10 protein-coding genes are annotated in these 12,786 nt (G+C 41.4%); 8 read left to right on the top strand and 2 right to left on the bottom strand.

Going from position 1 to position 12,786, the window contains the following annotated elements; all coding sequences use genetic code 11:
- The first annotated feature begins 367 nt into the window (after nucleotides 1-367).
- The 7 genes from fdhE to M1F26_RS19350 all read left to right on the top strand — a co-directional run bounded on the left by fdhE (nucleotide 368) and on the right by M1F26_RS19350 (nucleotide 9,657).
- Complete coding sequence (fdhE, locus tag M1F26_RS19380; protein ID WP_140172669.1) at nucleotides 368-1,303, top strand: formate dehydrogenase accessory protein FdhE; 936 nt, start codon at nucleotides 368-370, stop codon at nucleotides 1,301-1,303.
- A 22-nt stretch (nucleotides 1,304-1,325) separates the two neighbouring features.
- Nucleotides 1,326-2,717, top strand: a complete 1,392-nt coding sequence (gene selA, locus M1F26_RS19375; RefSeq protein ID WP_140172668.1) for an L-seryl-tRNA(Sec) selenium transferase — start codon at nucleotides 1,326-1,328, stop codon at nucleotides 2,715-2,717.
- Nucleotides 2,714-4,582: a selenocysteine-specific translation elongation factor gene (gene selB / locus M1F26_RS19370; protein WP_140172667.1), complete on the top strand. Its 1,869-nt coding sequence runs from the start codon at nucleotides 2,714-2,716 to the stop codon at nucleotides 4,580-4,582. Before selA ends, selB begins: the two co-directional genes overlap by 4 nt.
- A 69-nt stretch (nucleotides 4,583-4,651) precedes the next feature.
- Nucleotides 4,652-6,316: an LTA synthase family protein gene (locus M1F26_RS19365; protein WP_140172666.1), complete on the top strand. Its 1,665-nt coding sequence runs from the start codon at nucleotides 4,652-4,654 to the stop codon at nucleotides 6,314-6,316.
- Between the two features lie 223 nt (nucleotides 6,317-6,539).
- The gene (locus M1F26_RS19360) at nucleotides 6,540-7,541 is read left to right on the top strand and encodes an NAD-dependent epimerase (RefSeq protein ID WP_004906856.1); all 1,002 of its coding nucleotides are present in this window, start codon (nucleotides 6,540-6,542) and stop codon (nucleotides 7,539-7,541) included.
- A gap of 44 nt (nucleotides 7,542-7,585) precedes the next feature.
- Nucleotides 7,586-8,752: a nucleotide sugar dehydrogenase gene (locus M1F26_RS19355; protein ID WP_004906857.1), complete on the top strand. Its 1,167-nt coding sequence runs from the start codon at nucleotides 7,586-7,588 to the stop codon at nucleotides 8,750-8,752.
- A 200-nt stretch (nucleotides 8,753-8,952) separates the two neighbouring features.
- The gene (locus M1F26_RS19350; RefSeq protein WP_140172665.1) at nucleotides 8,953-9,657 is read left to right on the top strand and encodes a lipopolysaccharide core heptose(II) kinase RfaY; all 705 of its coding nucleotides are present in this window, start codon (nucleotides 8,953-8,955) and stop codon (nucleotides 9,655-9,657) included.
- Nucleotides 9,658-9,706: 49 nt separating this feature from the next.
- Here the strand turns inward: M1F26_RS19350 and thiM are convergent, their stop codons facing one another.
- Both thiM and M1F26_RS19340 read right to left on the bottom strand, forming a co-directional pair.
- Nucleotides 9,707-10,495 carry a hydroxyethylthiazole kinase gene (thiM, locus tag M1F26_RS19345; protein WP_180359547.1) on the bottom strand — a complete coding sequence of 263 codons (789 nt, stop codon included), beginning with the start codon at nucleotides 10,493-10,495 and terminating at the stop codon, nucleotides 9,707-9,709.
- 77 nt (nucleotides 10,496-10,572) lie between these two features.
- Nucleotides 10,573-11,646, bottom strand: coding sequence for an ROK family protein (locus tag M1F26_RS19340; RefSeq protein WP_227528859.1), 1,074 nt, complete (start codon nucleotides 11,644-11,646; stop codon nucleotides 10,573-10,575).
- Between the two features lie 318 nt (nucleotides 11,647-11,964).
- Here M1F26_RS19340 and M1F26_RS19335 point away from each other — a divergent pair, with 318 nt between their 5' ends.
- Entirely contained in the window at nucleotides 11,965-12,783 is an 819-nt protein-coding gene (locus M1F26_RS19335; protein ID WP_004906865.1) for a purine-nucleoside phosphorylase, read from the top strand.
- Nucleotides 12,784-12,786: the final 3 nt, after the last annotated feature.

Raw genomic sequence — 12,786 nt, 5'->3', positions numbered from 1 at the left:
AATAAAAAACACCTGAGATAAGAGTGAAATACCTATTCCTGTTGCAAATAGAAGGCTGCTTGCAGCATAAGCTTGTAGTCATAACCACTTCAAACCTCAACTTCACTATTTTTATCCTAGTGATAACAAATTATTTATATCAAATAAAACAATCATCATCCTGATTTACATTTACCTTGATCTACTACGGGTTAATGGAATGGATAATTCAGGGGCCAGAGTAGCCTCAAGGTGACTTTTGTTTTATCCTGAATGTTAGAGAACCGCTTTCGCGGATATAAATATGATGAGCAAAAACGCTTTCGAGAAAATAAATAGCCTTTTCTCGGGAATTGTCGTTATAAAAAAATAGAAAAGAGAGAACGCAATGGGTATTCGTATCGTTCCTAAAGAAGAGTTAGGACAAGAAAGATTGAAAGAAAAGGGAATTGGTTTTATTCCACCAGTTCTGTTTCCTAACTTAAAAAGCTTATATCAGCGCCGTGCTGAGCGACTAAAAGAACTTGGTGCGGGAGAACATCCTTTTGCAGATTATCTGAATTTTGCAGCTGAAGTGGCAACTGCCCAACATAATGCACAGCATGATAATCCATTAGAAGTGGATATGGTCTCTATCCTTGAACGCACAACAAATACTAATAATTCGCCATTGGATGCAAAAACATTTCCACGGACAACACATTGGCACAAATTATTAACGGCAATTATTGCTGAATTAATGCCAGTCGTGCCTGAGTCTGTGCGACCTGCATTAGAAAACCTGAATAAAGCCTCTGAAACAGAACTTGAAGGTATGGCAACGGCTTTGCTGAATGAAGAGTTTGAAAAAGTGCCTGCGGATAAATCGATGTTTATTTGGGCTGCACTATCGGTGTACTGGGCGCAAATGGCCGCAAATATCCCAGGTAAAGCGCGTGCGGAACATGGTGACCATCGTCATTTCTGCCCTGTTTGTAATAGCATGCCAGTGTCGAGTATTGTGCAAATTGGCACCTCACAAGGTTTACGTTATTTACACTGTAATTTATGTGAAACCGAATGGCATATGGTGCGCGTAAAATGCAGTAACTGTGAGCAAACCGGTAAATTAAATTATTGGTCATTAGATGATGAAAATGCAGCAGTTAAAGCGGAAAGCTGTGGTGATTGTGGTAGCTATCTGAAGATTCTTTATCAAGAAAAAGAAGCCAAAGTTGAAGCTGTTGCTGATGATTTAGCATCAATTATTTTAGATGCTCGCATGGAAGAAGAAGGCTTTGCGCGTAGTAGTATTAACCCGTTCTTGTTCCCTGGTGAAAAATAAGCGGTAAAAGAGAATTGTGACTATGGCTGAATCAGACTTGGCTTTATATCGTCAACTTCCTGCTATTGATAAATTATTGCAGCTCGATGAAGTTCAGATATTGGTTGAACAATCAGGGGCTCATTGGGTCACGGCATGTTTACGTGAGATGCAGGAGCAAGCTCGAGCCTGTATTGCACAGGCAGGGAAATTACCTGCTTGGCAGGACGATTGGGTCAAAGAGTTAGTTCAACGCCATCAAGCTTTAGGGCAAAGTGCGCTAAGAAACGTGTTTAACTTGACCGGTACAGTGCTACATACCAATTTAGGCCGTGCGGTAATGTCAACCACAGCGGTAAATGCAGTTAGCCAAGTGATGAGTTCGCCTGTCACATTAGAATATTCTCTCGATGGTGCGATGCGTGGGCATCGTGACCGTGCGATTGCTGATTTGCTGTGTGAGCTCACTGGCGCCGAAGATGCCTGTATTGTTAATAATAATGCGGCAGCCGTTTTATTATTGCTAGCAACGGTTGCAAATGGTCGACAAGTTATTGTTTCTCGTGGTGAATTAGTTGAGATTGGTGGGGCTTTCCGTGTGCCTGACGTGATGGCGCAGGCTGGCTGCCAATTAGTTGAAGTGGGAACCACGAATCGGACTCACTTACGTGATTATGAGAATGCGATTAATGATCAAACTGCATTATTAATGAAAGTGCATACCAGCAATTACAGCATTGAAGGATTTACGGCTGAAGTTGAAGGTGAAGAACTCGCAGAGTTAGGTAGAAAGTACCAATTACCGACAGCAATTGATTTAGGTAGCGGCTCGATGATTGATATGACAGCTTATGGGCTACCCGCAGAACCGATGCCACAAAGCTATCTTTCTCAAGGAATTGATTTAGTTTCAATTTCTGGAGATAAACTTCTCGGTGGTCCACAAGCAGGGATCATTTTAGGGAAGAAAAAATGGATTGATGCAATTCAGAAGCATCCATTAAAACGAGCTTTGCGGGTTGATAAAATGGTTTTAGCTGCGCTAGAAGCAACACTAAAACTGTATCTAACTCCTGAGAAACTCACAACAGATTTACCCACATTGCGTTGGTTGACCCGAGACCCTGAGACGATCCGTGATAGCGCAGAAAGCATAGTTGTTGCTCTACAAGCCTTTTACGGGGACAAATTTATTGTTGAAGTGGAGCCTTGTCTCTCACAAATAGGGAGCGGTTCACTTCCCATCGACCGGCTTCCTAGCTTTGCGGTAACCTTTACACCGCTAAATGGAAAAGGTGGCACATTAGAGCAACTCGCTACACAGTGGCGTCAGTTACCTCAACCTGTGATTGGGCGTATGAAAGAAGGTAAATTGTGGCTTGACCTGCGCTGTCTTGATGATGAACATGCATTATTACAGGCTTTACTTTCATGATTTTTGCGACAGCTGGCCATGTTGACCATGGTAAAACTTCTTTAATTCAAGCTATTACTGGCGTTAATACCGCGCACCTTCCCGAGGAAAAAAAGCGCGGCATGACCATTGACCTAGGGTATGCCTACTGGCCACAGCCAGATGGGAGTTCTATTGGTTTTATCGACGTTCCTGGACACGAAAAGTTTTTAGCCAATATGTTGGCTGGGATTGGCGGCATAAACCATGCTCTTTTGGTTGTCGCTTGTGATGATGGGGTAATGGCGCAGACCCTTGAACACCTTTCGATTTTAAGACTAGCAGGCTGTGAAAATGTCAGTGTCGTATTGACGAAGGCTGACCGAGTCGATCACTCACGAATTGAACAAGTTACTGAGCAAGTCACCTCCGAGCTGTCTCAGCAAGGTTGGCCTGACGCAAAATTATTTATTACGTCTACTGAAGATGGCCGTGGCATTAATGCGCTGCGGTTATATCTGCAACAACTTCATCAGCAAAGTGGTTCACATCCTAATACCCAACGTCGTTTTCGTTTAGCCATTGACCGCGTCTTTTTGGTAAAAGGCGCAGGGATAGTGGTGACTGGCACCGCATTAGCAGGAAAAATTCACGTTGGCGAGTCACTTTGGGTGACTGGCGCAGATAAGCAAGTTCGTGTCAGAGGCATTCATCGGCAAAACCAAACATCTGAATTCGCTGTTGCGGGTGATCGCGTGGCCTTAAACTTGGCGGGCGATATTGATAAAGAAAATATTACCCGAGGTGATTGGTTACTTGCGGAGCAACCTGCATTCATTGCAACACGGGTTATTGTCGAATTGGAATGCGATGCCTTAATTAAGCACTGGCAGCCTGTGCATCTTTATCATGGTGCGAGCCATATCACTGGGCGAGTGTCATTATTAGTGGAGCAAGGTGAAACCCCCGTGCTTGCTGAGTTAATTTTAGATACCCCATTATGGTTAGTAGAGAATGACCGATTAATCATCCGTGATATTAGCGCTCGCCAAACGTTAGGCGGTGCTCGCGTGATACGTTTGGTTTCTCCACGCCGAGGCAAAAGGCTCCCAGAGTTTTTGGATTGGTTATCTAAGCTTTGCCGAGAACAAGATGAGCTGGCTCACTTTAAGTTACAACTTCCTCAAGGTGAACTTAATTTACGTGATTACAGTTGGGCACGGCAACTCACCCATGACGCGTTAGATAATTTGCTATCACAATCAGATGTAGAACGTGTTGGAAACCATGTTTTATCCGTATTTAAAGCTCAAATAGCAAAAGATCGCATTGTTCAAACCCTTGAGAAATTTAATGAGATACACAGTGACCAAATCGGTGTGGGTAAAGCTCGTTTAAAACGTATGGCTCTACCTTCCATGAGTGAGGCGTTAACATTTAAATTCATTAATGACCTCATTGATGAAAATGTTATTAAGCAAACTCGAGGTTGGTTACATATGCCCCAACATGGGCTGGTATTTGATGCGCAACAGCAGTTAATTTGGCAGCAAATACATCCTTTATTTTCGCGTAACGAGGCGTGGTGGGTCCGTGATTTAGCATTAGAAAGTGGTTATGAAGAAGATACGATGCGCCGCGTTCTAAAAAAGGCTGCGCAAATGGGATTAATTACAGCGATAGTTCGTGACCGCTATTATAGCCATGAGCAAATTAACTATTTTGCTTCATTGATTCATCGCTATTGCTTGGAAAATGAGGCCATTTTTGCAGCTGATTTCCGTAACGAATTAGGCATTGGCCGTAAGCTTGCTATTCAAATTCTTGAGTTTTTTGATAAAAGCGGTTTTACTCGTCGTAAAGGCGATGGTCACCATTTACGAGACAAAGGCATTTTCGTTGAATAAATTGAGTGTTTGGATCCGTTATAGTAGTGCCTCATAGCAACCTCCAATATTAAATTTGTGGTAAAACTGATGAAGAAAAAGTTATTTGCAGGCTTTTATCTGGCATTGATCTTTATTGGCTCCCTTTTCTTGGTTTTTGAAAAAGGTAGCGTAATTTATCCTGTGCTCATATCGGTCAGTGTATATGCCGTTTTATTCGGTATTTTAATGGTGTTAACAGCCCGCTGGTTATTTTCTGTGGTGATTACCAGTACATTATTTATCATCATTAAATTCTTGAATCAGTTAAAAGTTCATTATTACAAAGAACAGCTCTTCTTTAGTGATATCAATATCATGACGGACACTTCCAATATGGGAACCTTAGGCCATTATTGGTTAGCGGGTGTCGCCTTGGTTGGGCTGCTTATATTATTAGTCATCAATGGGGTGATTAGCTGGCGGTTGGTCAAACCAAGTAAATCAAAGATTACTCGCGTTATTGGTGTTGTTCTTATTGTTGCGGGTTACTTTGGTATTAACTTCACAAGCTCACATTATTATGACAGATGGTCTCAGACGTTGCCAAAAGGCCGAGGGACAGTGACCAATATTATTATGTCAGCACAAAATGCGAGTTATCAGTCTCCTGAATTTGCAGGTTCAGCCGATTACTTTGTGGAGAAAGCAGCGGTAGTTTCCTTAGACAATAATGTGGGATCAGAAAAACCAGATATCGTTTTATTATTGCAAGAATCTACCGTTGACCCACATATTTATAATTTACCGGAAGGAACCAAGCTTCCTGATTTATTTATGTTCCAGCGAGATAGTGGCGTTAGTGCGCATAGTCAGATGCGGGTACAAACTTTTGGAGGGGGAACTTGGTTATCTGAATTCTCCGCCTTAACTGGCTTAAATAGCGATGATTTCGGTGCGCAAAAAAGCGGTGTATTTTATTTTATCGTTGACCACCTTAAAAATAGCTTATTCAAAGAAATGAAGGCCAACGGTTATTATACTGTGGTACTTACTCCTTTTAATAAAGGTGCATACCATTCAGGCCATGCCTATGAAACGCTTGGGGTTGATAGAATTATTCAACCACAAGAACTTGGTTACCCAGGAAAACTGCAGGATAATTTATGGACGATCAGCACAGATGACATGCTGAAATACGTAAAAGAAATCTTAGCTAAAGAAACAGATAAACCCGTATTTATTTTCTCTCTTACAATGTATGAACATGGCCCTTACAAAGAGAATCACAGTGATGACTATGGCATAAAAGATAAAATTAAAAACCCAGATGCAGCAGGCGAATTTAGCCATTATATGGACAAAATCGTCACTTCAGATGCATCAATACGTGATTTCGCCGAATTTATTGAAAAACGTGAGCGTCCGTTGATGTTTTTATATTTTGGAGACCATCAACCAGGTATTAGCTTAAATCAGTATAATTCTTCATTTTCATCACCCGCTTACCTAACACAATTTACTTTGCGGGATAATTTGAAATCAGGGACTACGATAAAAACAGGGCAGTTAACGGATATTTCCTTCTTAGGCGGAATTTTGTTAGAAAGGGCAAATTTAAAAATTTCCCCGTTTTATGAGGCCAACATCAAAATGCGTCACTTATGTGATGGCAAGCTGAATGATTGTGAAGACCAGAAGTTACTTGATAGCTACCGTAACTATGTTTATGGAACTTTAGAAGCGGCTAACGCCAATAAAGGTGATATGCAATAGTATGTTATTATCAGCCGTAGATATTTACGGCTGATCCCCTCTTTTTTGTTATTTCCTACCTAAAATATTAATACTTTCTTAAAATTTATTATTTTTTTAGGCTTTCTTGTTTTAATAACAAAACCATTCGTTATTATTTTTGTCTTAATTTTAGGTATTTTTTCTGTGAAATTTGGTGCTCATTTAGAGCTTAAGAATGGTTTAACGCTAGAAGACAATGAATATGAAATATTTGGTCACGGGAAGTGCGGGTTTTATTGGTTTTAAGCTTTGCCAGCGTTTATTAGAGGACGGACATGAAGTTGTTGGGATTGATAACTTAAATGCATATTATGATCAAGGGCTTAAACAATCCCGTTTACATTTATTGGAGCAGTTCCCTTTATTTCGCTTTATTCATCTTGACCTCACTGACCGTGAAACCGTTCGGGTATTGTGTACCCAAGAGCAATTTGACCGAGTCATTCACCTAGCAGCACAAGCGGGGGTCCGTTACTCATTGGAAAACCCATTTGCTTATGCAGACAGTAATTTGACTGGTCACCTCGCTATTTTAGAAGGCTGTCGCCAAGCAAAAGTGAAGCATTTGGTCTATGCCTCTTCAAGTTCGGTGTACGGAGTAACCGATAAGACGCCATTTACCACGGACATGGCAACCGATCACCCTATTTCACTCTATGCGGCAACAAAGAAAGCCAATGAATTAATGGCGCACTCCTACTCGCATTTATACCAGCTTCCAACGACTGGGTTGCGCTTCTTTACGGTTTACGGCCCATGGGGGCGCCCAGACATGGCTTTATTCAAGTTTACGAAAGCTATTTTGGCGGGCGAGCCTATCGATGTCTATAATAACGGCAATCTCAGTCGTGATTTCACTTTTGTTGATGATATTGTCGAAGGTGTGATCCGTATTTCAGATATAATTCCACAAGCAAACCCGAATAACCCTTCGGCATCACCGGCAGAAAGCAGCGCGCCATATCGAATCTATAATATTGGTAATGGTCAACCCGTTAAATTGATTGAATTTATTTCTGCACTGGAAAAAGCACTGGGTAAAGAAGCGATTAAAAACTTTTTACCTATGCAAGCGGGTGATGTATACACCACTTGGGCGGATACAGAAGACTTGTTTAATGTGACAGGTTATCGCCCACAAGTTTCTATTGAGCAGGGTGTTCAGGCATTTGTGGATTGGTATCGTTCTTATTACCACCAATAATATCAATAAGCTGTAACATCTTTAGCAGGATTTGAGAGGCAAGTTTGAAAATAGCAATCGCAGGAACCGGTTACGTCGGCTTATCTAACGCCATGTTGCTGTCACAACACCACGAAGTGGTCGCCGTGGACATCATCCCTGAAAAAGTGGCGATGTTAAACAACCATCAATCACCGATTGTTGATGCAGAAATTGAGCAGTTTTTAACGGAAAAGACGCTCAATTTTCGCGCTACAGAAGATAAAACAGAGGCCTACACAGGCGCTCAGTACGTGATTGTGGCTACACCAACTGACTATGACCCAAAAACCAATTACTTCAATACTAGATCGGTTGAGTCTGTTATTCATGATGTGAATGAAATTAACCCGCAAGCGACGATCATCGTAAAATCCACTATTCCGGTGGGCTTTACCGCGCGTTTACGTGAAGAATTTGGTTATACCAACGTGATTTTCTCTCCTGAATTTTTACGTGAAGGCCGCGCTTTGTGGGATAACTTGCACCCGTCCCGTATCGTGGTAGGAGAGCGTTCTGAGCGCGCGAAAATTTTTGCGGATTTACTGCTTGAAGGTGCAATTAAAAAAGACGTTCCCGTGTTATTTACCGACGGCACCGAAGCCGAAGCCATTAAGCTGTTTGCCAACACCTATTTAGCGATGCGTGTGGCGTACTTTAATGAGCTCGACACCTATGCAGAAAGCCGCGGTCTAAATGCACGCCAAATTATTGAAGGGGTCTCTTTAGACCCACGTATTGGCAGCCATTATAACAACCCATCATTCGGTTACGGTGGTTATTGTTTACCAAAAGATACCAAGCAACTGTTAGCTAACTACGATGACGTGCCAAATAACTTGATTAACGCCATTGTGGAATCGAACCGCACCCGCAAAGACTTTATTTCCGATGCAATCATTGCTAAAGCACCACGTAAAGTCGGTGTTTATCGCTTAGTGATGAAGGCTGGCTCTGATAATTTCCGCGCCTCTGCGGTACAGGGTGTGATGAAACGCATCAAAGCCAAGGGTATCGAAGTGGTGGTGTATGAGCCTGTTTTAAAAGAAAATGAATTTTTCCGCTCTAAAGTTATTCGTGACTTAGAGACTTTCAAAGCAGAAAGCGACATTATTTTAGCCAACCGGATGGTGCCTGAGCTGGAAGATGTGGCAGAGAAAGTCTATACCCGCGATTTATTTGGTAACGACTAAGCGGTTTTTATGAGAGTAGGTTGGCACTATGGTGAGCTGCTCTCATAGATAGAGCCGTACAGCTTTTCTAAAACCTTACCAATTTTGAGGTATATCGCACAACTTACCTATTTTTAGACGCCATTTTGCAACAATCGCTAAGAAATGTCGTTTTCCATTTGCTAGCATCCGTCAATTGATTAAAAATTGGCTATTTTGCTATGCAGAACATAATAAAAAAACAAAGAGACGGTTTTATCACCTTTCAAAAAGAAGGTGAGATAGATTTTTGGCAAGTTGTTAATGATTATATTGATGGGAAGATCGCGGGTAAGAATTTAAGTAGCGGAAATATCGATAGAAGCGTTGCCCGTATTCAAGTCAATGGGCAAAATTTTATTATTAAATGTGAGAAAGAACGTGATAAGCGTTTTGAAAAACGGTTAATGCGTATTATCTCAGGCCCTTTTTATTCACGTTTATTGAAACGTCTGGTGACCGCACAAAATAAGGGATGCACTGTAACGAATGATATTTACTTTGTTGCAGAAAAAATGGTCGGTCGCGAGTCAGTAGAAACATGGATTATTGCTGAGTATGTAGAAGGAACTGTTTTATCTGAAATTGATGATATCAAGCCTTACTATACAGAGATGAAAACCATTATAAACCAATTACATAGATATGGTTTATCTTCTAATGATATCCACGCAGGGAACTTTGTTATAACCAATGAAGGGCTTAAGGTTATTGATTTATCAGACTATGGTAATTTTGCTATTTGCAAAGCGAATGATTTAATTGCATTACAGCGTTTTTACAATATCGAACCTGATAGCAAAAATTTTGTTTATCGATTTATTCGTTTCAGAGATAACTTTCGTCATTGGTCAAGAAAAGTAAGAGGGAAGAAAACTCGGCTCTAATAAATGAAACCAAGTTTTCATTACAACAAAGTTATCGAAATAGCAAAAGCTATTGATCACAACAAAGCGATTGATAAAGCGCATCTAAAAACTCAGGGATAAAACTACCCGTCCCATGGCAACGCTGGGTTGCGGCTTCTCCGGCTTGTTTCATGATAGCGCAAGCCGCGGCAACATTTTGCAGCCTATCACCAGGTAGAGCACAACATGCAGCAACCACCGCAGAAAGAGCGCATCCCGTACCGACCACTCGAGTCATTAAAATATGGCCGCCAGTCACCGCAAAGGTGCGTGTTCCATCGGTGATGTAATCCACTTCACCGCTTATCGCAACAATAGTCTTAGCTTGTCTCGCTAATAATTGTGCCGCGGGGAGTGCATCATCAGTGGAGTTAAGGGAATCAACGCCTCTGCCACCTGCACTGCTTCCTGCTAACGCCATAATTTCAGAAGCATTACCGCGAATAGCGGCAGGTTTGAGTGTCAACAATTCATGGCAAAAATGGGTACGAAAGCTGAGCGCACCTGCAGCGACAGGGTCAAGTACCCAAGGTTTTTGTGCTTGATTTGCACTGTTAACCGCACATTTCATCGCATATCGACGCTCTGTCGTTAATGTGCCCACATTAATTAGTAAGCCATATGCGATAGCGGCAAACTGCTCAGCTTCTTCGGGTTCAATCACCATGGCTGGGGAACAGCCGAGTGCTAATAGGACATTGGCAGTGAAGGTCTGAACAACATCGTTTGTCATGCAATGAACAAGAGGAGATTGAGAATTAAGTTGCTGTAGTACCAGTGATTTCGCCGTGTTACTGATGTGTTCAAATTCTAACATGATCCCCTCATTAATAGTGATAGAGCATAGGTTCGTTGATTTATTCTACACTCTATCTGTTTTAATGAAAGAACCACTTAATCAGCAAGGTATTTCTCCATGACCATTCCACCAGCGCCTTGAGCAACAATTTCGTATGAATCATTGGCGGGGTAAATACGTGTCTTAATATGAGGAAAAATAGAGAGTTTTTCTTCAATCGATTTTTTAGTCATCTCAAAAAAATGATTTTTAGGTGTTAGGGTGCCGCCGCACACCACCACATCGGCTTGCGTCGTTAAAATAGCATTAGCGATGGCGATACCATAATAATAGGCCGCCTCACCCAGCGCTTCAAGGCATAGGGAATCGTCCACTGTGAGAGCTTGGAAAATAGTATGGTAGCTAATTTCAGACTCATCATTAACTAATTCATTGATTATTGAACTTTTTCCCAACCTAAGTTGCTGGATCACGCGTGATTTAATTGCAGACAGTGAACTATATTGCTTTAAACAGCCAAATGACCCACATTCACAGCGCTGGCCATTAATATCAATCGTTGTATGGCCAAAGGCTTGAGCTGTACTAATGGGGGCCGGAGCGTATTGGTTATTGATGATGGTGCAACTGCGAATATCAGTATCACAGGTTGTGAATAAAAATCTTTGGCTATCAGAGGTATAGCGCAAGCGATACTCAGCAAAAGCCGCAAAACTAATCCCACTTCCGAGTAACACAAAACAAGGAACTTTACTGGAAATGTAGTCGTGAAGTTCTTTTATTCTTGCGTGGTATTGATGATATGGCAGTTTATCACGTTCTAAAATATGGTCGATGGCGATGCCGATACCCAACAAGCTTTCTACGTTAAGTCCATGTTCAGCTAATAAAATATCTAATCTGTTGAGCAGATGATCCACCATATTTTCTGCGGTTTCTAGGTGCTCATATTTCACTTTTACCATACCTAAAATATCCAATTTTAGGTTTTGTAAAACAATCGTTGAATATATATCACTCATTTCAATACCAACAAGATAACCATCTGCAGCATTAATATTATAGAGGATTGGTTTGCGGCCACCGGTCGACTCTCCGAGCTCAGAAGTCGAAATTAAGTGATTTCTCCCCAGTTCGTCGAGTAACCGAGCACAAGTTGCTGGTTTCATGCTAGCCAGTGATGTCAACGTCTCTGCCCTAATGGGACCATGGTTTAAAATTAATCGGTAAAGCGTTTTGAGTTTTTGTGTTTTTGAATTTTTTGAGGTGCGAAATTCATTTAATAGTGTATGTAACAAGCGCCTCACTCCTTTTCATTCCGACTCTATCGATAAAGATTAGCAAATATACGCATAAGATTCTGCTTCATGTGATACATCATATCGAAATACTTTTTATTAAAATGAGATTAAGATCGCTGTTCTGTTTCTAAATTGCTTTATGATCGATTTTAACAATTTTTAGTCGATGTCAATTTGGAGACAACCATGCATCATACAAAAGATATTCTAGAAAGCTTAAGCTTTATTCAGTCTCGCACAGATATTAAACCAACAGTGGGCATTATTCTGGGTTCAGGACTCGGTCCGTTCGCGGATACATTAGAAAATGCAGTGCATATTCCTTATAGCGAAATTCCACACTTTGCTAAATCTGAAGCGGTAGGGCATGCCAATGAATTGGTGATCGGCACCATCGCAGGTAAAAATGTGGTTGCCATGAAAGGCCGTTTCCACTATTACGAAGGCTTTACCCTTGACCAAGTCACTTTCCCTGTGCGTTTGATGAAAGCGTTGGGTGTTGAAAAATTGATTATCACCAATGCCTGCGGTGCGGTAAATACCGACTTCAACCCAGGTGATCTGATGATTATTACCGATCATATTAATTTAACTGCAAATAACCCACTGATGGGGCCAAATAACCCTGAATTAGGGGTGCGTTTCTTGGATGTCAGTGAGGTGTATAACAAAGAATTACGCCAAACAATCAAGAATGTAGCGGCTGAACAAGGTGTTTCTGTCCGTGAAGGTGTTTATGCATGGTGGACAGGCCCAACTTATGAAACACCTGCCGAAATTCGTATGATCAGAACCTTAGGCGCAGATGCTGTTGGTATGTCTACCGTACCAGAAGCTCTGGTCGCTCATCATTCACAAATTAAAACAGTGGGCATTTCCTGCTTAACCAATATGGCTTGCGGTATTTTAGAACAGCCACTTAGTCATGACGAAGTTATTGAAACAGCTGAAAAAGTTAAAGCGACCTTCTTGAAATTAGTGACAGGCGTGATCGAACGCTTCTAATTT

The organism is Providencia sp. PROV048 (assembly GCF_033688165.1).
Taxonomy (GTDB): domain Bacteria; phylum Pseudomonadota; class Gammaproteobacteria; order Enterobacterales; family Enterobacteriaceae; genus Providencia; species Providencia hangzhouensis.
Note: the sequence above shows the minus strand (reverse complement) of the source record. Positions and strands in the feature narration are given on the sequence as shown.

Coding starts and splice junctions, on each gene's coding strand:
- selB (WP_140172667.1), top strand. CDS start 2,714: ATGATTTTTGCGACAGCTGGCCATGTTGACCATGGTAAAACTTCTTTA.
- fdhE (WP_140172669.1), top strand. CDS start 368: ATGGGTATTCGTATCGTTCCTAAAGAAGAGTTAGGACAAGAAAGATTG.
- M1F26_RS19350 (WP_140172665.1), top strand. CDS start 8,953: ATGCAGAACATAATAAAAAAACAAAGAGACGGTTTTATCACCTTTCAA.
- selA (WP_140172668.1), top strand. CDS start 1,326: ATGGCTGAATCAGACTTGGCTTTATATCGTCAACTTCCTGCTATTGAT.
- M1F26_RS19340 (WP_227528859.1), bottom strand. CDS start 11,646: ATGAAACCAGCAACTTGTGCTCGGTTACTCGACGAACTGGGGAGAAAT.
- M1F26_RS19335 (WP_004906865.1), top strand. CDS start 11,965: ATGCATCATACAAAAGATATTCTAGAAAGCTTAAGCTTTATTCAGTCT.
- M1F26_RS19360 (WP_004906856.1), top strand. CDS start 6,540: ATGAAATATTTGGTCACGGGAAGTGCGGGTTTTATTGGTTTTAAGCTT.
- M1F26_RS19365 (WP_140172666.1), top strand. CDS start 4,652: ATGAAGAAAAAGTTATTTGCAGGCTTTTATCTGGCATTGATCTTTATT.
- thiM (WP_180359547.1), bottom strand. CDS start 10,495: ATGTTAGAATTTGAACACATCAGTAACACGGCGAAATCACTGGTACTA.